At 54.4% G+C, this 24,048-nt stretch carries 20 protein-coding genes; 13 read left to right on the top strand and 7 right to left on the bottom strand.

What is annotated here, in order from left to right:
* Positions 1–47: 47 nt before the first annotated feature.
* The 3 genes from rsmJ to ABGA49_RS07800 all read right to left on the bottom strand — a co-directional run bounded on the left by rsmJ (position 48) and on the right by ABGA49_RS07800 (position 4,277).
* The gene (gene rsmJ, locus ABGA49_RS07810; protein WP_088238311.1) at positions 48–800 is read right to left on the bottom strand and encodes a 16S rRNA (guanine(1516)-N(2))-methyltransferase RsmJ; all 753 of its coding nucleotides are present in this window, start codon (positions 798–800) and stop codon (positions 48–50) included.
* A gap of 4 nt (positions 801–804) precedes the next feature.
* Positions 805–2,847, bottom strand: a complete 2,043-nt coding sequence (gene prlC, locus ABGA49_RS07805) for an oligopeptidase A (protein ID WP_134319084.1) — start codon at positions 2,845–2,847, stop codon at positions 805–807.
* A 158-nt stretch (positions 2,848–3,005) separates the two neighbouring features.
* A complete protein-coding gene (locus tag ABGA49_RS07800) occupies positions 3,006–4,277 on the bottom strand; it encodes a phosphatase PAP2 family protein (protein WP_347665391.1) in 1,272 nt (423 codons plus the stop codon).
* Positions 4,278–4,471: 194 nt separating this feature from the next.
* Between ABGA49_RS07800 and ABGA49_RS07795 the strand changes: the two genes are divergently transcribed.
* The 5 genes from ABGA49_RS07795 to potE all read left to right on the top strand — a co-directional run bounded on the left by ABGA49_RS07795 (position 4,472) and on the right by potE (position 11,072).
* The gene (locus ABGA49_RS07795) at positions 4,472–5,314 is read left to right on the top strand and encodes a 23S rRNA (adenine(2030)-N(6))-methyltransferase RlmJ (RefSeq protein WP_347665390.1); all 843 of its coding nucleotides are present in this window, start codon (positions 4,472–4,474) and stop codon (positions 5,312–5,314) included.
* An 82-nt stretch (positions 5,315–5,396) separates the two neighbouring features.
* Entirely contained in the window at positions 5,397–6,749 is a 1,353-nt protein-coding gene (gene gorA, locus ABGA49_RS07790) for a glutathione-disulfide reductase (RefSeq protein ID WP_061492650.1), read from the top strand.
* A 447-nt stretch (positions 6,750–7,196) separates the two neighbouring features.
* Positions 7,197–7,301, top strand: coding sequence for a leader peptide SpeFL (gene speFL / locus ABGA49_RS07785; RefSeq protein WP_134319175.1), 105 nt, complete (start codon positions 7,197–7,199; stop codon positions 7,299–7,301).
* 256 nt (positions 7,302–7,557) lie between these two features.
* On the top strand, positions 7,558–9,756 hold the full coding sequence (gene speF, locus ABGA49_RS07780) for an ornithine decarboxylase SpeF (RefSeq protein WP_347665389.1): 2,199 nt from the start codon (positions 7,558–7,560) through the stop codon (positions 9,754–9,756).
* Positions 9,753–11,072, top strand: a complete 1,320-nt coding sequence (gene potE / locus ABGA49_RS07775) for a putrescine-ornithine antiporter (protein WP_061492648.1) — start codon at positions 9,753–9,755, stop codon at positions 11,070–11,072. The genes speF and potE overlap by 4 nt, the downstream gene beginning before the upstream one ends.
* Before the next feature lie 192 nt (positions 11,073–11,264).
* Here potE and ABGA49_RS07770 read toward each other — a convergent pair whose 3' ends face one another.
* Positions 11,265–12,158, bottom strand: coding sequence for a LysR family transcriptional regulator (locus ABGA49_RS07770; RefSeq protein WP_082794119.1), 894 nt, complete (start codon positions 12,156–12,158; stop codon positions 11,265–11,267).
* 135 nt (positions 12,159–12,293) lie between these two features.
* Between ABGA49_RS07770 and aguB the strand changes: the two genes are divergently transcribed.
* Together aguB and aguA are read left to right on the top strand one after the other, a co-directional pair.
* Positions 12,294–13,178 carry an N-carbamoylputrescine amidase gene (aguB, locus tag ABGA49_RS07765; protein ID WP_061492644.1) on the top strand — a complete coding sequence of 295 codons (885 nt, stop codon included), beginning with the start codon at positions 12,294–12,296 and terminating at the stop codon, positions 13,176–13,178.
* Positions 13,179–13,181: 3 nt separating this feature from the next.
* Complete coding sequence (aguA, locus tag ABGA49_RS07760) at positions 13,182–14,264, top strand: agmatine deiminase (RefSeq protein WP_347665388.1); 1,083 nt, start codon at positions 13,182–13,184, stop codon at positions 14,262–14,264.
* Positions 14,265–14,298: 34 nt separating this feature from the next.
* Here aguA and ABGA49_RS07755 read toward each other — a convergent pair whose 3' ends face one another.
* Positions 14,299–14,706, bottom strand: coding sequence for a GNAT family N-acetyltransferase (locus ABGA49_RS07755; protein WP_088238304.1), 408 nt, complete (start codon positions 14,704–14,706; stop codon positions 14,299–14,301).
* A 309-nt stretch (positions 14,707–15,015) separates the two neighbouring features.
* Here ABGA49_RS07755 and ABGA49_RS07750 point away from each other — a divergent pair, with 309 nt between their 5' ends.
* Entirely contained in the window at positions 15,016–16,665 is a 1,650-nt protein-coding gene (locus tag ABGA49_RS07750) for an alpha,alpha-trehalase (protein ID WP_061492638.1), read from the top strand.
* A gap of 41 nt (positions 16,666–16,706) precedes the next feature.
* On the opposite strand, the gene ABGA49_RS07745 is transcribed toward ABGA49_RS07750, so the two are convergent.
* Positions 16,707–18,293 (bottom strand): STY4199 family HEPN domain-containing protein, encoded by a 1,587-nt coding sequence (locus ABGA49_RS07745; RefSeq protein ID WP_088238303.1) that lies wholly within the window; start codon positions 18,291–18,293, stop codon positions 16,707–16,709.
* 156 nt (positions 18,294–18,449) lie between these two features.
* On the opposite strand from ABGA49_RS07745, the gene ABGA49_RS07740 reads away from it, so the two are divergent.
* A complete protein-coding gene (locus ABGA49_RS07740) occupies positions 18,450–18,986 on the top strand; it encodes a GNAT family protein (RefSeq protein ID WP_061492634.1) in 537 nt (178 codons plus the stop codon).
* Positions 18,987–19,054: 68 nt separating this feature from the next.
* Positions 19,055–19,453, top strand: coding sequence for a YdeI family stress tolerance OB fold protein (locus ABGA49_RS07735; protein WP_061492632.1), 399 nt, complete (start codon positions 19,055–19,057; stop codon positions 19,451–19,453).
* Between the two features lie 43 nt (positions 19,454–19,496).
* Here ABGA49_RS07735 and ABGA49_RS07730 read toward each other — a convergent pair whose 3' ends face one another.
* Positions 19,497–20,255 carry an SDR family oxidoreductase gene (locus ABGA49_RS07730; RefSeq protein ID WP_061492630.1) on the bottom strand — a complete coding sequence of 253 codons (759 nt, stop codon included), beginning with the start codon at positions 20,253–20,255 and terminating at the stop codon, positions 19,497–19,499.
* A gap of 118 nt (positions 20,256–20,373) precedes the next feature.
* Between ABGA49_RS07730 and ABGA49_RS07725 the strand changes: the two genes are divergently transcribed.
* From ABGA49_RS07725 to ABGA49_RS07715, 3 genes are all read left to right on the top strand, one after another.
* A complete protein-coding gene (locus tag ABGA49_RS07725) occupies positions 20,374–21,273 on the top strand; it encodes a LysR family transcriptional regulator (RefSeq protein ID WP_061492628.1) in 900 nt (299 codons plus the stop codon).
* 55 nt (positions 21,274–21,328) lie between these two features.
* Positions 21,329–22,360 carry an inner membrane protein YhjD gene (gene yhjD, locus ABGA49_RS07720; protein WP_088238302.1) on the top strand — a complete coding sequence of 344 codons (1,032 nt, stop codon included), beginning with the start codon at positions 21,329–21,331 and terminating at the stop codon, positions 22,358–22,360.
* 270 nt (positions 22,361–22,630) lie between these two features.
* Positions 22,631–23,947, top strand: coding sequence for an MFS transporter (locus ABGA49_RS07715; protein WP_347665387.1), 1,317 nt, complete (start codon positions 22,631–22,633; stop codon positions 23,945–23,947).
* The last annotated feature ends 101 nt before the right edge of the window (positions 23,948–24,048 follow it).

The following is a 24,048-nucleotide window of genomic DNA, read 5'->3' as shown; positions in this document are numbered from 1 at the left end:
TCGTTAGAGCGAATACCGCCCGGCCCGCGCAATGCGGCCGGGCTTTTTTATTCCCCGGAACCGGGGTAGATGTCAAAGCGATGACTTTTGGTCACCACCGCCGATTGTGTCGCGACACCCGCCAGCGGCGGCGCATAATCCGGGCGTTTCACCACCACCCGCTTAATGGCAAGCTGACGCGCGGGCTCCAGCAAACCATCGGCATCCAGATCCGGGCCAACCAGTGACTGAAACACACGCATCTCTTTCTTCACCAGCGCGCTTTTTTGCTTATGCGGGAACATCGGATCGAGATAGACCACCTGCGGGCGCGGCGTGATATCTGCAAGCCCCGTCAGGCTGGAGGCGTGGATCAGTTGCAAACGCTCGCGCAGCCATGAGCCAATTTCCGCATCCGCATAACCGCGATTGAGACCATCTTCCAGCAAGGCCGCCACCACCGGGTTGCGCTCCAGCATGCGCACCCGACAACCGACAGATGCCAGTACAAAGGCATCCCGTCCCAGCCCTGCGGTGGCATCCACCACATCCGGCAAATAACTGCCTTTGATACCCACCGCTTTGGCCACCGCCTCACCGCGACCGCCGCCGAACTTACGCCGGTGCGCCATGCCGCCGCCGACAAAATCGACAAAAATACCGCCAAGCTTAGGCTCATCGCGCTTGCGCAGTTCCAGATGCGTAGGCGTCAGCACCAGCGCCATCAGGTTGTCATCGTCCTGTTCCAGCTCAAAGCGGGCTGCAAGAACAGATAAGGCGCCGTCTCCGGCGCCTGTTTCATCTAACAAACAGATTTTCAATGCATTAGCCTTCGATACCGTAATGCTCAAGCATCGCGTCGATCTGCGGCTCACGGCCGCGGAAGCGTTTGAACAGATCCATCGGCTCTTCCGAACCGCCGCGGGTAAGGATGTTATCCAGGAAGGACTGCCCGGTTTCGCGATTGAAAATTCCCTCTTCTTCGAAGCGGGAATACGCGTCTGCTGCCAGCACATCGGCCCACAGGTAGCTGTAGTAACCCGCCGCGTACCCCCCGGCGAAAATATGGCTGAACGCATGCGGGAAACGGCCCCACGACGGCCCCGGCACCACAGCAACCTGGCGTTTGATTTCTGCCAGCGTTTCAAGGATTTTCGCCCCTTGTTCCGGACTAAACTCCGCATGCAAGCGGAAGTCGAACAGACCAAACTCAAGCTGACGCAGAATAAACATCGCCGCCTGGTAGTTTTTCGCCGCCAGCATTTTATCCAGCAATTCCTGCGGTAACGGTTCACCGGTTTCATAATGGCCGGAGATAAACGCCAGCGCTTCCGGCTCCCAGCACCAGTTTTCCATAAACTGGCTCGGTAATTCGACCGCATCCCACGGCACACCGCTGATGCCCGCGACACCGGCAGTTTCAATACGCGTCAGCATATGATGCAAACCGTGCCCAAACTCATGGAACAACGTGATCACTTCATCATGGGTGAACAGTGCAGGTTTGCCGTTGACCGGGCGGTTAAAGTTACAGGTGAGATAGGCCACCGGCTTTTGCAGTGAACCGTCGGCTCTGCGCAACTGACCCACACAGTCATCCATCCACGCACCGCCGCGTTTGTGTTCGCGGGCGTACAGATCGAGATAGAAGCTGCCGCGCAGTTCATTGCTTTCGTCATACAGCTCAAAGAAACGCACATCCGGATGCCAGACATCAATATCTTTGCGCTCTTTGGCGGTGATGCCGTAAATGCGTTTCACCACTTCAAACAAGCCATTAACCGCGCGTTCTTCCGGGAAGTACGGGCGCAGTTGTTCATCGCTGATGCTGTAGAGGTGTTGTTTCTGTTTTTCGCTGTAGTAGCCAATGTCCCACGGTTGCAGTTCATCGACGCCGAACTCCGCTTTGGCGAACGCGCGCAGTTGTGCCAACTCTTTTTCCCCCTGCGGACGGGCGCGTTTGGCGAGGTCGGTTAAAAACTCCAGCACCTGCGCCGGGTTTTCCGCCATTTTGGTGGCCAGCGATTTAAAGGCATAGCTTTCGAAGCCCAGCAATTGCGCCAGTTCATGACGCAGCGCGAGGATCTCTGCCATGACCGGGCTGTTATCCCACTTACCGGCATTCGGCCCCTGGTCAGAAGCGCGAGTGCTGTAAGCGCGATACATCTCTTCACGCAGCGCGCTGTTGTCGCAGTAAGTCATCACTGGCAAATAGCTCGGGATATCCAGCGTCAGTAACCAGCCCTGCTGCTCTTTGGCTTCCGCCTGCGCTTTCGCCGCCGCTAATGCACTTTCCGGCATGCCAGACAGCTCGGCTTCGTCCGTGATCAGTTTGCTCCAGCCCATGGTGGCGTCCAGCACGTTGTTGCTGTAGATGTTGCCCAGTTCAGACAAACGCGCCGCGATTTCGCCATAACGCTGCTGTTTCTCTTTCGGCAGACCGATGCCCGATAAGGTAAAGTCGCGCAGCGCGTTATCCACGGCTTTTTTCTCTGCGGTGCTCAGACCTGCGTAATTCTCGCCATCGCGCAGATCGCGATACGCGTTATACAACCCTTCGTGCTGCCCGACCCAGGTGCTGTACTCAGACAGCAGCGGCAGCGTCTGCTCATAGGCTTCACGCAGCTCCGGGCTGTTTTTCACCGAATTCAGATGGCTGACCGGCGAGAAAAGACGCCCAAGGCGGTCGTCCACTTCCGCCAGCGGCTGGCAGAGGTTATCCCAGCTATAAGGGGCACCCTGCGCGACAACGCTTTCTACCGCAGCCCGGCAGTCTTCCAGCGCCTTTGTGACGGCGGGAACAACATGTTCAGGAAGGATTTTGGAAAAGGGCGGTAATACGAAAGGCGTCAGTAATGGATTGGTCATATGCGCAGTCCTTGGAATGAGGTAGTTGTTTAGCATGGGGTTAAGTGTAGGAGATTTCAATGCCAGGCGGTGCGCTTAACGGGGTATTGCTGCAATAAGCAGCAACCATCAACACACCCGGCGGCATTGCGCTCGCCGGGCGGAATACAACATCACCCTTAACGGGTTTTATGCGCCGCGTCGTAAGCTGCCGACAAATTCAGACGCTGCCAGAAGTTCTGTTCATCGGTCGCGCCGGAAAGCGGGTAACCTGCCGGAAGCGCGGTTTTCACCATCAACGCGCGACGCTGGCTGGCGGAGAGTTTTGGTAAGGCCGCCTCCAGCAGCACGTCAGCACCTTCCGGTACGCTCACCGCCTTCGTCGCCCCTTTCTGCTGTGGCAGGTTGTAGGTCATGGTGAAGCGGTAAAAGTCATGCATTGCCGGGTCGCGATAAGGATCGTCTTTTCCTGCGGTCTGTGCGCATTGCGCCAGCGTTGTGCCACACTCTTTTTCCAGCGCGGCGCGGAGCTGATCGCGCGCTTCGTTGAACATTGCACGGTACTGTGCATCATTGAGGTAATGAGCAACATTACGCTCGGCCACCATCCGCGAGCCGATAACATCCAACGGATAGTGCACGCCCAGCACCACGCGGGAATAACCGTAACGCGCACCGCGCGCCAGCAGTGCGTCAAAACGTTCCGGGATCATCTCCGCCATCAGCAAAGCATCGGTATAACCGGTGTTGGTATGCCCGCTCGGAAAAGAGCCACCGTCTGCGGTATAGGGTTTGTTATCTTTGACCACCACGTCGTCCGGAACCAGGTGGATGCTGTTTCCAGGTATCAAAAACGGGCGCTTGTAATCGAAATGTTTTTTCGCCACACCAGTACTGACTTCGCTGGCTTTGATCAGCGCCGCCGCCTTGCCTAACTCACCTTTATCGTAAGCCGTAAGAAAGGCTTCTCCCAGCTTTGGCCCCAGCGCATCAGCCAGAAAATAGAGATAGCTAATACCTTCGGCATCCGCCAGCGCCTGACGACGCAGACCTCGCGTGGCATCGCGGTTGATCGCTTCAACGGTTTGCAGGTTGGCATCCAGCACCGGTTTCGGCAGCGCGTTAAACCCCGACAGCAGTTCAATGCCCACCTGCTGGTTCTCTTTGGTACGGAAGTCATAACCCCGCGCTTTCAGCCACGCATTATCGGCTTGTTTTGCCGTTTGGGTCGCGTGTTCAAGCGGAGTACGAGTAAGTTGAGACGCATCGCCCTGCAATGACTGGCGCAGGGCTGCCAGCGACTGCGCTTCGAGCACAACAAAGGGCTGGCTCTCCGCTGCCGGTGTCGTGGTATCGGCGATATCGCGCACCTGAGTCAGCGGAATATCATTTGCCATCGCTTGATGAGCCAGCAGCAGCGCGGCAGTTAACAGCGTGAGACGGATTTTCATTTTTTGCCCTTTTATTCAAAGAATTACCTTGCCTTCAGCCGACGCTAGCGCCGCAATTTGACCGTTTTATGACACGGTTATGTTTTGAAACCTTTTCCGACGGCCTGAAACAAGCGCGGCGCGCCTGCGGTAATCCGGAGCAATCTGCGGTAAACTGTGGCAAACCTCGTTTATTTTCCGGAATCCCAGTATCCATGCTCAGTTATCGCCATAGCTTCCACGCTGGCAACCATGCCGACGTCCTTAAACACACCGTTCAGAGCCTGATCATTGAAGCGCTGAAAGAGAAAGAGAAACCGTTTCTCTATCTCGACACGCACGCAGGCGCAGGGCGTTATCTGCTCTCCGGCGAGCATGCGGAACGTACCGGGGAATATCTGGAAGGTATCGCGCGTATCTGGCAACAGGATGATTTGCCTGCGGAGCTGGAGCCTTACATGAGCGCAGTGCGCCATTTCAACCGCAACGAGCAGTTGCGTTATTACCCGGGTTCGCCGCTGATTGCCCGCCAGTTGCTGCGTGAACAGGACAGCCTGCAGCTCACCGAACTGCACCCGAGCGACTTCCCGCTGCTGCGCCAGGAGTTCCAGAAAGACAGCCGCGCCCGTGTTGAACGCGCTGACGGTTACCAGCAGCTAAAGGCCAAACTGCCGCCGGTCTCCCGCCGTGGTTTAATCCTTATCGACCCGCCGTATGAGATTAAAACCGATTATCAGGCGGTCGTGAGCGGTATCAGCGAAGGGCACAAACGTTTCGCCACTGGCGTGTTCGCGCTCTGGTATCCGGTGGTGTTGCGCCAGCAGATAAAACGCATGCTGCGCGATCTGGAAGCCACTGGTATCCGCAATATCCTGCAAATCGAGCTGGGCGTACGCCCGGACAGCGATCAACGTGGGATGACCGCCTCCGGTATGATTGTGATTAACCCGCCGTGGAAACTGGAAGCGCAAATGAACAATGTACTGCCGTGGCTGCACGGTAAACTGGTGCCCGCGGGCACCGGGCATACGCTGATTCACCAGCTAGTCCCGGAGTAATCGCAGCCATTGGTGGAACCTTTCGGGCTGCGCGTTACAATCGCGACACTTTTCGACCTCGTTCAGGATTAAGGAATCAACCATGAGCAAACATTACGACTATATCGCTATTGGCGGCGGCAGCGGCGGTATTGCATCGATTAACCGTGCAGCGATGTACGGTCAGAAATGCGCGCTAATCGAAGCGAAGGCGCTTGGCGGCACCTGTGTGAACGTCGGTTGTGTTCCGAAAAAGGTTATGTGGCACGCGGCGCAAATCGCGGAAGCCATTCATCTCTATGGCCCGGATTACGGGTTCGACACCACGGTAAACCACTTCGACTGGGGCAAACTGGTCGCCAGCCGTACGGCCTATATCGACCGTATTCACACCTCGTATGACAATGTGCTGGGTAAAAATAATGTCGATGTGATCCGCGGCTTTGCGCGTTTTGTTGATGCAAAAACCGTCGAAGTGAACGGTGAAACCCTCACCGCCGATCATATCCTCATTGCCACCGGCGGTCGCCCGAGCCACCCGGACATTCCGGGGGTGGAGTACGGTATTGATTCCGACGGCTTCTTTGCACTGCCGGCGCTGCCAAAACGTGTGGCGGTGGTGGGTGCGGGTTATATCGCCGTTGAACTGGCTGGGGTGATTAACGGCCTTGGCGCTGAAACGCATCTGTTTGTGCGTAAGCACGCGCCGCTGCGCAACTTCGATCCGCTGATCACCGAAACGCTGGTGGAAGTGATGGCCGCCGAAGGTCCGACGCTGCACACCCATGCCGTGCCGAAAGAGGTAGTGAAAAATGCCGATGGCAGCCTGACCCTGACGCTGGAAGATGGCCGTTCACAGATCGTGGACAGCCTGATTTGGGCGATTGGCCGCGAACCCGCGACAGACAATTTCAATCTTGCCGCCACCGGAGTGAAAACCAACGCCAAAGGCTATATCGAGGTCGATAAGTACCAGAACACCAGCGTACCGGGCATCTATGCGGTAGGCGACAACACCGGCGCGGTGGAACTGACGCCAGTAGCGGTCGCAGCAGGCCGCCGTTTGTCTGAACGTTTGTTTAACAACAAGCCGGACGAACATCTGGATTACAACAATATCCCGACCGTGGTGTTCAGCCACCCGCCGATCGGCACCGTCGGGTTAACCGAGCCGCAGGCGCGCGAACAGTTCGGCGATGAGTTAGTCAAAGTGTATAAATCGTCGTTTACCGCCATGTATACCGCAGTGACCACCCACCGCCAGCCGTGTCGTATGAAGCTGGTCTGCGTTGGTCCTGAAGAGCGTATTGTCGGTATCCACGGCATCGGTTCCGGTATGGATGAAATGTTGCAAGGCTTTGCGGTCGCGCTGAAGATGGGCGCAACCAAGAAAGACTTCGATAACACCGTGGCGATTCACCCCACCGCAGCGGAAGAGTTTGTGACCATGCGCTAACCACGCGCCCTCCTGCCTTCCTCCCCATAAGCTGAAGAGAAGCCTTCACTGTGCTTCTCTTCAGTCACTTTCTTTGTCTTAGTTTGCGCCTGACCACTTCTTCACCCTATCGCAAATGTCATTGTATTCAACGAAGCAACATAACGACCGCCATTACAGGTTATTTCGTGAATTCTTATTCATTATTTTTAATTAACTAACGCCTCTTTTTATTTAACTTATTTGTCTTAGCTAATTTATTTTTTCTGGATGTTAAAAAATAAATAAAATATTAATTTTAACAAAAATAACAAATAATAAACAATGCAGTGCGTTATCTCGCAATATGCATAAAACGCGACCAATTATTTCTGAGACGATCTGTTTTTATTGATCATAGTCACACAAAACGGCTTTTTCCTGGATAAAATACCCTCACCTTACATTTACCCAGGAAAGGTGATGAAAATGGAAAACAATAACCATGCAATGCCACATATAAGGCGAACAACACATATTATGATGTTTGCCAACCGTAATAGCTTCGACTTTCATTTCTTTAATGCCCGATAGTCATTTGACTACGGGCACTCCAGCATACAGGTCTTTCTGACCCTCTGTAATACAGGCTGAATGCCTGTATCTCGCGGTGCTCGCCCAAATAAACCCTGAGTTACTTGTGACCGGACTGGTTAGGGTTTATTGCATCTGAATAAAACCGACTTACTGATTTTAATTTATCAGTGGGACGCTCTTATTCGCTCCGGAGATATCAATTTCCTGTTCAGGAAATTGAGGACCTGCTATTACCTGAAATAAAGAGATGAAAATGTCTGAATTAAAAATTGCAATCAGCCGTTCTTGCCCTGACTGTTTTTCTACCCATCGCAATATTGTGAATATTGATGAAAGTAAATTTATCGACGTCGCTGCTATCGTGTTATCCGTCAATGATATTGAACGAGGCAAACTCGATGAAATTGACGCTACCGGCTATGGCATTCCGGTCTTTGTCGCCACAGAAGATGAAGAACGTGTTCCGGCTGAACATCTGCCACGCATTTCGGGCGTCTTTGAGTTTAACGAAACCCGCAGCGATTATTATGGTCGCCAGTTGGAAACGGCGGCACATCACTATGAAACGCAACTGCGTCCACCGTTCTTTCGGGCACTGGTGGACTATGTAGGTCAGGGTAATAGCGCGTTTGACTGCCCGGGGCATCAGGGCGGTGAGTTTTTCCGCCGTCATCCGGCCGGGAATCAGTTTGTTGAATATTTTGGTGAAACGCTCTTTCGAGCCGACTTGTGTAATGCCGATGTCGCCATGGGCGATTTGTTGATCCACGAAGGCGCGCCGTGCATTGCTCAGCAACATGCCGCCAACGTCTTTAACGCCGACAAAACGTACTTTGTGCTCAACGGTACCTCATCGTCCAACAAGGTGGTGCTTAACGCCCTGCTGACGCCGGGAGACCTGGTGCTGTTTGATCGCAACAACCACAAATCAAACCACCACGGTGCGCTGTTGCAAGCTGGCGCAACACCGGTCTATCTGGAAACCGCGCGTAACCCGTACGGTTTTATCGGCGGCATCGACGCCCACTGTTTTGAAGAAGCGTACCTGCGCCAGCTTATTGACGAAGTCGCACCGCAGCGGGCGAGAGAAACACGCCCCTTCCGCCTGGCGGTGATCCAGTTAGGTACTTACGACGGTACCATCTATAACGCCCGTCAGGTGGTGGATAAAATTGGCCACCTGTGCGACTACATCCTGTTTGACTCCGCCTGGGTGGGTTATGAGCAATTTATTCCGATGATGGCCGATTGCTCACCCTTGCTGCTGGATCTGAATGAAAACGATCCGGGCATCCTGGTGACACAATCGGTACACAAACAGCAGGCAGGTTTTTCTCAGACGTCGCAGATCCACAAAAAAGACCGCCATATCAAAGGGCAACCTCGCTATGTACCGCATAAGCGCATGAATAATGCCTTTATGATGCACGCCTCCACCAGCCCCTTCTACCCGCTGTTTGCCGCGCTGGATATCAACGCCAAAATGCATGAAGGTGTGAGCGGTCGCAACATGTGGATGGATTGCGTCGCCAACGGCATTGATGCCCGCAAACTGATCCTCGATAACTGCCGTTATATCCGCCCGTTTGTGCCGGAAACCGTCGATGGTAAGCCATGGCAGTCTTACGACACGGCTGAAATCTCCGATGATCTGCGCTTTTTCCACTTCGTTCCGGGCGCACAGTGGCATGCTTTTGAAGGCTATGCCGAACATCAGTACTTTGTTGACCCCTGCAAATTGCTGCTCACCACACCCGGTATCAATGCCGCAAATGGCGAATATGAAGACTTTGGCGTTCCGGCGACTATCCTCGCCAACTTCCTGCGTGAAAACGGTGTGATACCGGAAAAATGCGATCTTAACTCGATCCTGTTCCTGCTGACCCCGGCGGAAGATATGGCCAAGCTGCAACAGCTTATCGCCCTGCTGGTGCGTTTCGAAAAATTGCTGGAATCCGATGCGCCACTGGCTGACGTTCTGCCCTCACTCTACCGTCAGCATCAGGCGCGTTACGACGGTTACAGCCTGCGCCAGCTCTGCCAGGAGATGCACGACCTTTACGCCCGCCACAATGTGAAACAGTTGCAGAAAGAGATGTTCCGCAAATCGCACTTCCCACGCGTCAACCTCTCACCACAAGAAGCCAACTACGCCTACCTGCGCGGCGAAGTAGAACTGGTTCGTCTGCCGGATGCGGAAGGCCGCATTGCGGCAGAAGGCGCACTGCCTTATCCGCCAGGGGTACTGTGCGTGGTCCCCGGTGAAATCTGGGGCGGTTCGGTACTGCGTTATTTCAGCGCGCTGGAAGAGGGGATCAACCTGCTGCCGGGCTTTGCGCCTGAGTTACAGGGTGTGTATGTCGAAGAACAAGACGGTCGTAAACAAGTGTGGTGTTACGTCATCAAACAGCAGGAAAAGCAACATAACCTGTTGAAAGGAGAAAAATTATGAGTGCTCAAAAATCCAATAAGATGGGCGTTCTCCAGCTCACCATTCTGACCATGGTCAATATGATGGGCTCCGGGATTATTATGCTGCCCACCAAGCTGGCAGAAGTCGGTACCATCTCGATAATCTCCTGGCTGGTGACCGCCGTGGGTTCGATGGCGCTGGCATGGGCATTTGCCAAGTGTGGTATGTTCAGCCGCAAATCCGGAGGCATGGGCGGCTATGCGGAGTACGCGTTCGGCAAATCCGGCAACTTTATGGCGAACTACACCTATGGCATGTCGCTGCTAATTGCTAACGTGGCCATTGCGATTTCCGCAGTGGGTTACGGTACCGAACTGTTTGGTGCGTCGCTGACGCCGGTACAGATTGGTCTCGCGACGATTGGCGTCTTGTGGATTTGCACCGTGGCTAACTTCGGCGGTGCGCGCATTACCGGGCAGATCAGCAGTATCACCGTCTGGGGGGTGATTATTCCGGTGGTGGGCCTGTGCATCATCGGCTGGTTCTGGTTTAGCCCGAGCCTGTATGTCGCCTCATGGAACCCACACAACGTGCCATTCTTCAGTGCGGTCGGTTCCTCTATCGCCATGACGTTATGGGCATTCCTTGGCCTTGAGTCGGCTTGTGCAAACGCCGACGTGGTAGACAACCCGGAACGTAACGTACCGATTGCAGTACTGGGCGGAACATTGGGCGCAGCGGCGATTTACATCATTTCAACCAACGTGATTGCCGGGATTGTCCCCAATATGGACCTGGCGAACTCCACGGCACCGTTTGGGCTGGCTTTCGCGCAGATGTTTACCCCGGCAGTCGGGAAAGTGATCATGGCGCTGATGATCATGTCCTGTTGCGGGTCACTGCTCGGCTGGCAGTTCACCATTGCGCAGGTCTTTAAATCTTCCGCCGACGAAGGTTATTTCCCGAAAATCTTCTCACGCGTGACGAAAGTGGATGCGCCGGTGCAGGGGATGCTGACCATTGTGGTTATCCAGAGTGGATTATCGCTGATGACCATCAGCCCGTCGCTGAACAGCCAGTTTAACGTGCTGGTCAATCTGGCGGTGGTCACCAACATCATCCCGTACATTCTGTCGATGGCTGCGCTGGTTATCATTCAGAAAATGGCCAACGTTGCCCCGTCGAAAGCCAAAGCCGCTAACGTTGTCGCCTTTATCGGTGCGCTGTACAGCTTCTACGCGCTTTACTCCTCCGGTGAAGAGGCCATGCTCTACGGCTCAATCGTGACCTTCCTCGGCTGGACGCTGTATGGGCTGGTTTCACCACGCTTTGAACTGACCAACAAGCACAGTTGAGTCTGCAGGGTTCAAGCGCTCTCTGTCAGCACAGTTCTGCGCTGCCTGGGCAGGAAGAATCCGCAGTGACCCGATACGCTGGATGTAAAAAAACCGACCTCACCCGTCGGTTTTTTTTCGCTTGTACCGCAGCACCCTTATCCTGACATGAGTTGGCACTGTATTTCCTGCCTTGTTCATAACACAAGGGGGTCACGCTATCCGCACCGTTTTTAACTCATTAATCAGCCACTGTACCGCAGGCTGGTAGTCATACAAACGGTGGGTAAGTAGCAATAAATCGTACGATGGCGCGCCGTCCGGCAGATCCAGGATACGCAGCGGCAACATCTTCGCCAGCTCCTGCGCGATGCGGAAAGGTACGCACATCAAATAACCGGATGCCACCGCCACACGCCCACCGACAGCATAACTCTGCACCACCGTCGCCAGAGGACGATAGAGATGCTGCGACAACAGCCAGCCGTCAATATGATCCGCGCCTGAACTGACCGCGGGTAAATGGATTTGTGGTTCGCTGACCAGGTGTTTCATCGTCAATTGGTCGGGCAAATCGTGGCGATCAACAGAGGCAATGGCCACAAAATGGTCAGAAATAAGTGGGTGTTTATTAAAATAGTGCGGAATATGCTGCACATTATCCACACCAATAAATGCATCCAGTTGCCCCTTCTCAACCCGTTCGACTTTTATCGTCTCCGACAGAATATCGACAGACAAGCGCACATTGGGCGCGATGGTTTTAAAACGCGCGGTCAGCACCGGCATAAACATAAATTCGAAGTAATCCACCGCGCCGATATAAAAGGTGTGCGCATCACGCAGCGGATCAAAGTGACTCGGCCCGCGCGTGGCGGTATCCAGCTTGCTGAGCGCATTCTCAATCACCGGGATCATCATCGCTGCATAGGGCGTGGGCTCCATGCCGTTGCGGGTGCGGATAAACATCTCATCATTTAACTGTTCGCGCAGGCGGTTCAGCGCGTGGCTAAACGCCGACTGGGAAAGGTTCGCTTTCTGCGCCGCACGGGTGACATTTTTCTCTTTCGCCAGAATCGGCACCAACCGCAGCAAGTTCAGATCCATCGCCACTATGCATCCTGTTCATGTTTTCATGATAACAATACATTTTATGCATAACGGTTTTCGTTGCTATAGTTTGCAGCAAAATAAGTGCTGATGCTCTGCACCGCCTGAACTGAGAACCACGGGAGATTTTTTATGAGAAATGTCACAGTCGCCGCAACGCAAATGGCCTGTAGCTGGGATCTGGAAAAAAACATTCAGAACGCTGAACGCCTGGTCCGTGAAGCCCACAGCAAAGGCGCGCAGATCATCCTCATTCAGGAGCTCTTCGCTGCGCCCTATTTCTGCATCGACCAAAGCCCGGAACACTACGCGCTGGCACAGGAAGTCGCCACCAGCCCACTGATTAAGCACTTCTCTGCGCTGGCAAAAGAGCTGGAAGTGGTGCTGCCACTGAGCCTGTTTGAAAAGAGCAATAACGCTTATTACAACTCGCTGGTGATGATCGACGCCGACGGCAGCGTGCTGGACACCTACCGTAAAACCCATATTCCGAACGGCCCGGCGTACCAGGAAAAACAGTTCTTTATCCCTGGTGATACCGGCTTCAAAGTGTGGAACACCCGCTATGCCAAAGTCGGCGTTGGCATCTGCTGGGATCAGTGGTTCCCGGAAACCGCACGTTGCCTGGCACTGCAGGGCGCAGAAGTGATCTTCTACCCGACGGCAATCGGCTCTGAACCCGCCTACCCGGACATCGACAGCCAGCCGCACTGGACCCGCGTCCAGCAGGGCCACGCTGCCGCTAACGTCATTCCGGTGATTGCCTCTAACCGCATCGGTACCGAAGCCAGCAAATACATTGAAGGTCTGGAAATGACCTTCTACGGCTCCTCTTTCATTGCCGATCAGACCGGTGCCCTGGTGGAGCAGGCAAACAAAACCGACGAAGCGGTGCTAGTGCACACTTTCGATCTGGATGCCGTTGCCGCACAGCGCGCCGCCTGGGGTTTGTTCCGCGACCGTCGCCCGAACATGTATGGCGCCATCGCCACCTCTGATGGCAGCGTAAGGAGCTAACCGATGTCACAGCTGACCACGCCGGTGAAAGATGGATTTGCCATGCCCGCAGAGTGGGCGCCACACCAGGCGGTATGGATGATTTGGCCTTATCGCACGGATAACTGGCGCGCAGATGCCGCCCCCGCGCAGCAGGCTTTTGCCGCAGTGGCAAAGGCTATCTCGCACAGTACGCCGGTTATTATGGGCGTCCCGGTCGCTGAGATGACCAAAGCGCGCGCCACCCTGCCCGCTGAAGTGACGCTGGTGGAGATGGAGAGCGATGACGCCTGGATGCGCGACACCGGCCCCACCGTGGTGCGCAATGCGGCGGGCGAACGGCGTGGCATTAGCTGGACGTTTAACGCCTGGGGCGGCTTCAACGGCGGGTTGTACGCGCCGTGGGACCGCGATCAACAGGTTGCGGCTCAGGTGGCGAACTACCACCAGATGCCTTGCTATCACACAGATTTGATTCTGGAAGGTGGCTCGATCCACGTTGACGGCGAAGGCACATTGCTGACCACCGCCGAATGCCTGCTGAACCCCAACCGCAATCCGGGGTTAAGCCAGGATCAGATTGAGCAGCAGTTGCGCGACTATATTGGCGTATCGCAAATAATCTGGTTGCCGGAAGGTGTGTTTAATGACGAAACCGATGGCCATATCGACAATATGTGCTGCTTCGTGCGTCCTGGCGAAGTGGCGCTGCACTGGACTGACGACCAGAACGATCCTCAGTACGCCCGCTCCGTTGCAGCGCTCAACGTCCTGGAGAACGTAAAGGATGCGCAGGGTCGCACACTGAAAGTCTGGAAAATGCCCTCTCCGCAACCGCTGTACGCCAGCGCGGAAGAGACCATTGGTGTGGAAAAAGGCACGGCGATTGAGCGCCATGAAGGCAACCGCCTGGCCGGTTCCTACGTCAACTATCTGGTCAGCAATCAGCAGATTATTTTCCCACTGCTGGATGCGGCAACCGATGCCAAAGCACAGGCGCTGTTCGAAGAGATGTACCCCGGCTTTGTCATTACCGGTGTCCCGGCGCGCGAAATTTTGCTCGGCGGCGGCAACATCCACTGCATTACCCAGCAAATCCCGCGTTAACCCTCCTCCCGGCGGCAGCCATGTCGCCGGGTGTTTATAACCCGCGCGACATGCGAATGTACTCCACCCCTTTTTTACAGAACGGTGTCCCTTCGGCTATAAAACCAAAACGGGTATAGAACGATGTGGCCGATGTTCTGGCATCCAGTTGTACCGACGCCATGCCTGTTTGCAGTAGCCGATCGAGCACCGAGCGCAATAAAAAACCGCCAAACCCACGCTGTTGATGCGCCTGCAAAGTGGCAAATTTGCGGATCTGGCAGTGACGATCGCCGAGCAAAAACACAGATAAACAACTGACGATCTGCTGCTGCGACAATACGCCATAATGCCAGGCCTGCTCATCGCCTTCCACGCGCGAGGCATCCCGCTCAAGCTGCGGCCACAGTACCGCATGGCGGATATCGAGACATTGCTCTAACGTAATAGTGGCGAGTTCCAAATAGCGCTTCCTCTTTATGACGGGCAATCCCCCTCACTTTACCCTGCACGAGTGTACAGCGGGGGGATTATTCACAAATCGTTGCAAAACGAATGCTCCGAATTTCGCCGCTGCGCCAGCCGTTGGGTTATCCGTTTTGTTTATGAATAAACAACAGGTTATGGAAAATTCGCCAACCGTTACCCGATAAAGAAACGTGATCAAGCGCACAGTTTGTCTTTCACAGACCGAAGCGAATGTCTACGCTTATTAAAGAACCGGGCAACACCCGTCATTTTTTTACGACGACATCCGGAGGCCAACGTCACTATGTTCAACCAGAAACAACAAAGCGCAGAACCTATCGAATTCGTGATTGCAGAAGAAACCGTCTACGAAACCGATCCGTGCGAGTTAAAACTGGATGAAATGATCGAGGCGGAGCCGGAACCGGAAATGATCGAAGGGCTTCCCGCGTCGGATGCGCTTACCCCTGCCGATCGTTACCTTGAACTGTTTGAACACGTGCAATCATCACGCATCTTCGCCGATAGCAAAACGTTTCCCGATTGCGCGCCGAAAATGGATCCGCTCGATATTCTGATTCGCTATCGTAAAATCAAACGCAAACCGGAATTCGACCTGCGTCAGTTTGTCGCGAGACATTTCTGGATGCCGGAAAACTACGCCAAAGAGTATATCTCCGACCCCAGTCGTTCGCTGAAAGAGCATATCGATCACCTGTGGCCGGTACTGACCCGCGAGCCCCAGGATCATATCCCGTGGTCTTCATTACTGGCGCTGCCGCAAGCCTATATTGTGCCTGGCGGTCGATTCCGTGAAACCTACTACTGGGACTCCTATTTCACCATGCTTGGGCTGGCGGAAAGCGGCCGTGACGATCTGCTGCGCTGTATGGCGGATAACTTTGCGTGGATGATCGAACGCTACGGCCATATCCCGAACGGTAACCGGACCTACTACCTGAGCCGCTCGCAGCCACCCGTCTTTGCGCTGATGGTGGAACTGTTTGAAGAGGATGGTGTACGCGGTGCGCGGCGCTATCTTGAACACTTGCTGATGGAGTACGCCTTCTGGATGGATGGCGCAGAGTCGCTGGCGCTCAACCAGGCCTACCGCCATGTGGTGCGCATGCCTGATGGGTCACTGCTTAATCGCTACTGGGATGACCGTGATACGCCACGCGACGAATCCTGGATTGAAGACGTGGAGACCGCGCGTAACTCGGGGCGACCGGCCAACGAAGTCTACCGCGATCTGCGTGCCGGTGCAGCGTCCGGCTGGGATTACTCGTCACGCTGGCTGCGCGACGCCCATCGTCTGGCGAGTATCCGCACCACGCAGTTTATTCCTATCGATTTGAATGCGTTCCTGTTTAAGCTGGAAAGCACCATCGCCAACATTTCCGGTCTGAAGGGCGACCGCGAACGGGAAGCGCTGTTTCGCCAGAAAGCCAGCGATCGCCGGGCAGCGGTTAACCGTTACATGTGGGATGATGAGCATGGCTGCTACCGCGACTATGACTGGCGTCGTGAAGAGATGGCACTGTTTTCCGCTGCCAGTATCGTCCCGCTGTATGTCGGTATGGCGACGCATGAACAGGCTGACCGGGTGGCGGAAGCCGTTACAGCGCGCCTGCTGACGCCGGGCGGCATTCTGGCAACCGAGTATGAGACCGGTGAACAGTGGGATAAACCCAACGGCTGGGCGCCGCTACAGTGGATGGCCATTCAGGGCTTCAAACTGTATGGCAATGATTCACTGGGCAACGAAATCGCCCATAGCTGGCTACAAACGGTGAATCATTATTACCAGCATCACCATAAGCTGATTGAGAAGTACCACATTGCCAGCAGCACCCCTGCTGAAGGGGGCGGTGGGGAGTACCCACTACAGGATGGCTTTGGCTGGACAAACGGTGTGGTGCGCAGACTGATTGGTTTATACGGCGAGCCGTAACGAAAATGCCCGGCAAGCATTGCGCTACCGGGCAGATTTGATTAATCAATGACGTCATAGATCGCAGACTGAATATCCGCCAGTTTGCGGTTCTCGTCGGACGGGTCAGCGTTATAGCGCAGTTGCGCCTGTTCCATCTCATAGCGCTGGCGCTCCACCACTGGGTCCCGCGTACAGAATGCCCTTAGATAATTTTTTGCGGTTGAAGTGAGTTTTTTACCCGCCAGCATTTCATGGGACAACGTGGTGATAAACCGCCGACAGGGCCGGTTTTCATCCATTTGCAGCCGGTAGCGGAGCAGCATGTCCAGCACTTCGTTGTAATCCGACTCCATTGCCTGTTCCGTCCAGGAGAGTTTCCAGTTCATCCCCGTCCGTAAAAACATCGACACCACTTTGGTGTCATTGCGATCGATCGCTGAACGGAAGTTGTTCTCATCGCGCGGAATCCCCATATTGCTCAGTTCTTCCTTTGGCGATGTCCGCTGGCGATCTTCGGTAATCGGAACGGTAATACCGCTTCCACGGGTATTCGGCACGGAGAGCCCGCTGGTAAACATCCAGAACGCGCCAATCACCATTAACAGCACCATCACGCCCACCGCGCCCCATAACGCCCCGGAGAGCATGACCTCTCGCTCCTCGCGGCTACGCGCCGCACGTTTCGCGGGCGGTTCAATATTGTCACGTATCGGCATTGCATCACCTCCGGCCGCGCGATCTTTCTTCCGCGCTTGTTCCCAGAAAGCGTCCAGCCCCATTCCCGCTTCTTTCAGTAATGCGTCGGGGTTTGTTTTCGTGCGCCCCTCTTCCCATGCCCGCTGTACCGGCCCGGTGATTTGCGGGTAATAACTCGCCAGCAGACTCAGCTGGTTCGACGTCAGCGGCTGGTTTGCAATCACCGCCGCACGTATCTGGCGGATATCTTCCAGAAACGTCTGTAGCGTTTTACGCGTTTCCAGAAATAGTGTTAATACCGACGAGTCATTGAAGATCCGCGCATAGTGCTGGCTGAACTCCTTCTTATCGATCAGCATCAGCGCCAGTTCACTAAACCGCATACCACTTAGCACATCGTTACGATCGCCAACGCGCAGCCAACGCCGCACGCGGTCTGCACCAAACTGTACTTTGAGATGGTTACGCAGCCGCTCCGGGTCCGACCATGCTTGCGTCACCAGCGACGTGATCATCAACTCCAGCGCCCGCAACTGTGTCAGGCCTTGTTTCTGCTGCGCATCGCTCACTTTTGTCAACGTGTTGTAACTCAGCAACGGCTGCTTAGCGCGCAGATTTTCTAACGCCGCCACAAAACGCAACGCGGCGATAAGCTGATTTTCCGTCACGTTTTGCCCGCTCTCATAGTGCGGAACGAGCTGCTGCAAATGGCGAAGTTGTAAAGTGAACTGTGTTAATTCCGCATCGTTGAGTTTAAGTCGTTTAGCCACTGCGCCCCACCCACCCATACTGAGGCGCGCAATATCCAGTTGTTCTAAAAACCAGCGGGGATCTTTTCCCTCATCGAAATGCGCATTGAGCAATAACAGAATTTCGATGGATGCCTCGCGAATAACGGCAATACACTTTTCAAACTGTTCACCCGTACTATCTGGGGCAGTATGTGTCATTATTTTCCTTTAAGTACAACTGTAGAAATAATTAGCTGGACAATGTCAGCGCTTAACTTTTTCTTTATTTATGAGTCATTAAAAGATAGCTCAGATGCTACGTATTATCAGTGACAGCCGTTTGAACACGAAAAAAAATTGCCGGAGACATTCACGATGTTAATGCTTCGTACCCCAAGACTGATCTGCTCGTCGATTGTAGAAAGTGACTGGGAATTTTTCCTTTCACTGCAACAGCAGCCGGATGTGATGCGCTACGTTGCGGATCCCCGCTCCAGCGAGGAAATCCGCGAGCAATTCCTATCACGACTACCGGAATGGTTCCCGGGAAGCCGGCACTGGCTCTGCTTAGTCGTCCGCGACAACACGACGCAAATGCCGCTGGGGGTGACCGGATATATTCACCGCGAAGATGACTGTGCCGAAGTGGGTTTCCTGTTCGCCCCCCAGGCGCAGGGCAAAGGCTATGGTCGGGAATCCCTAAAAGCAGTGTGCGATTACGCGTTCAGCGAGGGTGGCATCCGGCGGCTGGTGGCTACGGTTACGTCAGGAAATATCGCTTCCCGGCGCTTACTGGAAAAAACCGGTTTTATACTGGAAGGGGAACTGCGCGAAGCCTGGTGGCTGGCGGGACGCTGGCAAAACGACTGGTTATTTGGTTTATTGCGACACGAATATGGGAATAATGGCTAATTCGCCAGCATACCTTTCCGACCTCTGCCAGGCTTAGGAGTGTGTTCCGGTCCTATTCAGGAGAAGTGATGAAGAAAATGTTGCTGACCGCCTGTCTGGCGGCGCTGTTCTCCATGACAGCATTCGCAGACGATCAACCCGGCCTGAAGGCAGATAAGGCCCCGCCGCCGCCGCATAAGATGGATGATGGCTATCGCGGCATGGAGGATGCCCGCACCATGACTATCCAGCAGGCCAAAGCCCTGCATGACGGTGCATCGGTCTCACTGCGCGGTAACCTGGTGGAAAGGGAAGGCAAAGATGTGTACTTGTTCCGCGATAAAACCGATCAGATACAGCTGGATATTCCAATGGCGGTTTTTGACGGGAAATCCATCTCGCCCGATGAACTGGTGGGCGTCACCGGCTCGCTGGATAAAAAACAACAACCGGTTCGCGTCCGGGTTACGCACTTTCAGAAGCAATAATCGCCATACGCCCGGCAGCAATGTACCTGCCGGGCGTCGCGTTTTACAGGAACATGCCCCCGGAAACTTCGATACGCTGCGCATTCATCCAATGCAGCTCATCGCTGAGCAAGGCAGCAATTGCATCGCCAATATCATCCGGCAAGCCCACACGGCCAAGCGCCGTCTGCGCGGCAATATGCTGATTAATCTGCTCATTATCACGTACCATGCCACCGCCGAAATCGGTCTCGATTGCCCCCGGCGCAATAATATTGACCGAAATGCCGCGTGCTCCCAACTCTTTCGCCTGATAGCGCGTCAGAACTTCCATCGCACCTTTCATGGCGGCATAAGCGGCATAACCTGGCTGGCAAAAACGAGCCAGGCCGCTGGAGACATTGAGAATGCGCCCGCCGTTTTTCATTAGCGGCAGCAGGCTCTGCGTCAGGAAGAACGGTCCCTTAAAGTGGATGTTCACCAACTGGTCAAACTGCGCTTCCGTCGTGTCGGCAAACGACGCGTTAATGCCAATGCCAGCGTTGTTTAATAAATAATCAAACGTCTCACGCTGCCATACCGTTTTCAGCTGTTCCTGTACTGCACGGGTGAAAGCGGGAAAACTCGCGCTATCGCCGACATTCAACTGTAATGCCGTGGCTTTTACGCCTTTTTGCTCAATTTCGCGTACCACCTGTTGCGCATCGTCGGCGTTATTATTGTAGGTCAGGATAATGCCGATTCCTTTCGCCGCCAGCTTCAGCGCCGCGTTTTTACCTAATCCACGGCTACCGCCAGTCACTACTGCAATATGTTGTGTCATAAGAACCTCGTTTTTGCTGAATCAGGGGAGTGATAAAAGCTTATTAGGTGATATGAAAACAATAAAGGTGCTAAATTACGTTTCACTGTTTCAATGACGATAACAATAGCGTGCAATGATGGATAAAATTTACGCAATGCAACTGTTCATTCGCGTCGCGGAACTGGAGAGCTTCTCCAGGGCGGCAGACTCTATGGGACTTCCTAAAGGTAGTGTATCGCGGCAGATCCAGGCGCTGGAGACCCACCTTGGTACACAGCTGCTGCACCGCACTACACGACGCGTACAGCTCACGCAAGATGGGATGGTCTATTACGAGCGGGCAAAAGATCTGCTAGCGAACATGGATGAGCTGGATGGCCTTTTTTTACACGATCCTTCCAGCATCAGCGGCCGTTTACGGGTTGATATGCCCGTCGGTGTCGCGAAAAATCTGGTGATCCCGCGCCTGCCCGCGTTTTTACAACAGTATCCCGGTATTGAACTGGAACTGAGCAGTAGTGACCGGCTGGTGGACATTATCCGCGAAGGGTTTGACTGCGTGGTACGGGTGGGCACGCTGAAAGATTCTGGCCTGATTGCTCGCCAATTGGGCCGCTTGTCGATCATCAACTGCGCCAGCCCGGATTATCTGGCGCGTTTTGGCTATCCGGAAACACTGGAGGACTTATCTTCCCATGCTCTGGTGCACTACGCCGTCAATCTCGGCACCCGACCGCAAGGTTTTGAGGTGTGGCAGGATAACCAGACCCGCTGGGTGAAAACCGGCGGCATTCTGACGGTTAACAGTACTGAAACTTACCAGGCCGCCTGTCTCGCCGGGCTGGGGATTATCCAGGTACCACGTATTGGCGTACGGGATGCGTTACGCAGCGGAAAACTGGTGGAGATCCTGCCGCAATACCGCGCAGAGCCAATGTCGGTGTCGCTGATTTATCCCCATCGCCGTAATCTTTCTCGCCGGGTACATCTGTTTATGGAGTGGCTGGCAGGCGCGTTAAGAGATTATGTCGATTAGCCCCCCAGGCTATAATTTTCACACTAACCCATTCAGGAGAAGGAAAACGCACCTGATGACGCCGGAAAACCACGAAAAACGCCCGACGCACGATCTCGACTACCAACCCGTCAGGAAGATGGCGGAGCAGCCCCCCGAAAAGAAACGTCCCGCCAGCGATAAACTCAACAGTACGCTGAATACGCTGACCAGCACCGCGAAAAAAATCCAGCGACGCCCGATGATTGCGCACCTGATCCGCGCGACGGAACGCTTTAACGATCGTATGGGAAATCAGTTTGGCGCCGCCATCACCTATTTCTCATTTCTGTCGATGATCCCGATCCTGATGGTCTCGTTCGCCGCCGCCGGTTTTGTGCTCGCCTCACACCCTACGCTGTTACAGGATATTTTCGACAAAATCCTGATGAGCGTCAGCGATCCGACGATGGCAATGACCCTGAAGAACACCATCAATATTGCGGTGCAACAACGCACCACTGTCGGTATTGTCGGGCTGGCAATTGCCCTCTATTCCGGCATCAACTGGATGGGTAACCTGCGTGAAGCGATCCGCGCCCAGTCGCGTGATGTCTGGGAGCGCAATGCCCAGGACAAAGAGAAACTCTGGGTGAAATATTTCCGCGATTTCATCTCGCTGATAGGTCTGCTGGTGGCGCTGATTATTACGCTGTCGATCACCTCGATTGCTGGCGCAGCACAACAGATGATTATCTCAGCGCTCTACCTGGATTACATTGAGTGGTTGAAACCGGCCTGGCGACTGATTGGCCTGGCGATATCTATTTTTGCCAACTATCTGCTGTTCTTCTGGATCTTCTGGCGCTTGCCTCGTCATCGCCCGCGCAGAAAGGCGCTGATTCGTGGGACGTTAATTGCCGCCATCGGCTTTGAGGTCATTAAAATCGTCATGACCTGGACGCTCCCTTCACTGGTGAAATCCCCTTCCGGCGCTGCATTTGGCTCCGTGCTCGGGCTGATGGCCTTTTTCTACTTCTTTGCCCGCCTGACCCTGTTCTGCGCAGCCTGGATTGCCACCGCGCACTATAAAGATGACCCGCGCATGCCGGGCAGGACACCCCGCTAAGCAGCTATCGGGCTGAACGTAAACGCAAAATATCAGCCCGATCGATGATTTCAGCATGATAATCCAGAACGTAACTTTTATTTAACCAAAAACCAGTTTTATCCACCAATCTTTAAAAATTGTGAAGCATTTCATAGAAGGTAAATCGCGAGCCTGAAAATTATTCGCTTTTTGCTCAATTTTCAGGCTGTCCGTGATTTTGTTACAGATTGAAATGTCTCTTTTGCTGTGACTAATATGGCTGTTCGTTCGCCAAAATAAGAAAATTTTATGCAAGCTACAGCCACAACATTAGACAACGAACAGGAAAACGCACCGGTAAACTCCCGTAATAAAGTCGTCATCGCGTCTCTGATCGGCACCGCCATCGAATTCTTCGACTTCTATATTTACGCCACCGCTGCGGTCATTGTTTTTCCTCATATCTTCTTCCCGCAGGGTGATCCGACGGCGGCAACACTGCAATCGCTGGCAACCTTCGCGATTGCCTTTATCGCCCGTCCAATCGGCTCTGCGGTATTTGGTCACTTCGGCGATCGCGTCGGCCGGAAAGTTACACTCGTCGCCTCGCTGCTGACCATGGGCATTTCCACGGTCGTGATCGGCCTGCTGCCGGGCTATGAGACTATTGGCGTAATGGCGCCGTTGCTGCTGGCGTTGGCGCGTTTTGGCCAGGGTCTGGGCCTGGGCGGTGAATGGGGCGGCGCAGCCCTGCTGGCGACGGAGAACGCCCCGCCGCGCAAACGTGCGCTGTATGGCTCCTTCCCGCAGCTTGGCGCACCGATCGGTTTCTTCTTTGCCAACGGCACCTTCCTGCTGCTCTCCTGGCTGCTGACCGATGAACAGTTTATGAGCTGGGGCTGGCGCGTGCCATTTATCTTCTCCGCCGTGCTGGTCATTATCGGTCTGTATGTTCGCGTGTCCCTGCATGAAACCCCGGTATTCGCCAAAGTCGCGGCGGCAAAGAAACAGGTCAAAATTCCGTTGGGAACGCTGTTGACCAAACACGTCCGCGTGACGGTGCTGGGCACGTTTATCATGCTGGCAACCTATACACTGTTTTACATCATGACGGTCTACTCGATGACCTACAGCACCTCGGCGCAGGGGCTGGGCCTGCCGCGTAACGAAGTGCTGTGGATGCTGATGCTGGCCGTGATCGGTTTTGGCGTGATGGTTCCGGTTGCAGGCTTACTGGCGGATGCGTTCGGTCGTCGCAAAAGCATGGTGGTGATAACCTCGCTGATTATTCTGTTCGCGCTGTGCATCTTCCCGCCGTTGCTCGGTTCCGGTAACGCGGTGCTGGTGATGGCGTATCTGTTGATTGGTCTGAGTCTGATGGGGCTGACCTTTGGCCCGATGGGCGCGCTGCTGCCGGAGCTGTTCCCGACGGAAGTTCGCTATACCGGCGCGTCGTTCTCCTACAACGTGTCGTCCATTCTGGGCGCATCGGTGGCACCGTATATCGCGACCTGGTTGCAGGCGAACTACGGTCTGTTTTACGTTGGGATTTACCTGGCGGCGATGGCGTCATTGACGTTGCTCGCTCTGCTGCTGACGCACGAGACTAAGCACCAGTCGCTGTAATATTTACCCTCACCCCGCCCTCTCCCTAAAAGGGAGAGGGAGAAAACCCCCGCACCCCAGGGAAGAAAATCCCAACCTTCAGGAAGAGGCAGAATATTCAC

This window comes from Kosakonia sp. WA-90 (genome assembly GCF_039871955.1).
Taxonomy (GTDB): Bacteria; Pseudomonadota; Gammaproteobacteria; order Enterobacterales; family Enterobacteriaceae; genus Kosakonia; species Kosakonia oryzendophytica.
This window is presented reverse-complemented; position numbering and strand designations above follow the sequence as displayed.

Coding starts and splice junctions, on each gene's coding strand:
- prlC (WP_134319084.1), bottom strand. CDS start 2,847: ATGACCAATCCATTACTGACGCCTTTCGTATTACCGCCCTTTTCCAAA.
- yhjD (WP_088238302.1), top strand. CDS start 21,329: ATGACGCCGGAAAACCACGAAAAACGCCCGACGCACGATCTCGACTAC.
- ABGA49_RS07745 (WP_088238303.1), bottom strand. CDS start 18,293: ATGACACATACTGCCCCAGATAGTACGGGTGAACAGTTTGAAAAGTGT.
- aguB (WP_061492644.1), top strand. CDS start 12,294: ATGAGAAATGTCACAGTCGCCGCAACGCAAATGGCCTGTAGCTGGGAT.
- ABGA49_RS07740 (WP_061492634.1), top strand. CDS start 18,450: ATGTTAATGCTTCGTACCCCAAGACTGATCTGCTCGTCGATTGTAGAA.
- ABGA49_RS07750 (WP_061492638.1), top strand. CDS start 15,016: ATGTTCAACCAGAAACAACAAAGCGCAGAACCTATCGAATTCGTGATT.
- ABGA49_RS07725 (WP_061492628.1), top strand. CDS start 20,374: ATGGATAAAATTTACGCAATGCAACTGTTCATTCGCGTCGCGGAACTG.
- aguA (WP_347665388.1), top strand. CDS start 13,182: ATGTCACAGCTGACCACGCCGGTGAAAGATGGATTTGCCATGCCCGCA.
- potE (WP_061492648.1), top strand. CDS start 9,753: ATGAGTGCTCAAAAATCCAATAAGATGGGCGTTCTCCAGCTCACCATT.
- speFL (WP_134319175.1), top strand. CDS start 7,197: ATGGAAAACAATAACCATGCAATGCCACATATAAGGCGAACAACACAT.
- ABGA49_RS07735 (WP_061492632.1), top strand. CDS start 19,055: ATGAAGAAAATGTTGCTGACCGCCTGTCTGGCGGCGCTGTTCTCCATG.
- speF (WP_347665389.1), top strand. CDS start 7,558: ATGTCTGAATTAAAAATTGCAATCAGCCGTTCTTGCCCTGACTGTTTT.
- ABGA49_RS07800 (WP_347665391.1), bottom strand. CDS start 4,277: ATGAAAATCCGTCTCACGCTGTTAACTGCCGCGCTGCTGCTGGCTCAT.
- ABGA49_RS07715 (WP_347665387.1), top strand. CDS start 22,631: ATGCAAGCTACAGCCACAACATTAGACAACGAACAGGAAAACGCACCG.
- ABGA49_RS07795 (WP_347665390.1), top strand. CDS start 4,472: ATGCTCAGTTATCGCCATAGCTTCCACGCTGGCAACCATGCCGACGTC.
- ABGA49_RS07770 (WP_082794119.1), bottom strand. CDS start 12,158: ATGGATCTGAACTTGCTGCGGTTGGTGCCGATTCTGGCGAAAGAGAAA.
- gorA (WP_061492650.1), top strand. CDS start 5,397: ATGAGCAAACATTACGACTATATCGCTATTGGCGGCGGCAGCGGCGGT.
- ABGA49_RS07730 (WP_061492630.1), bottom strand. CDS start 20,255: ATGACACAACATATTGCAGTAGTGACTGGCGGTAGCCGTGGATTAGGT.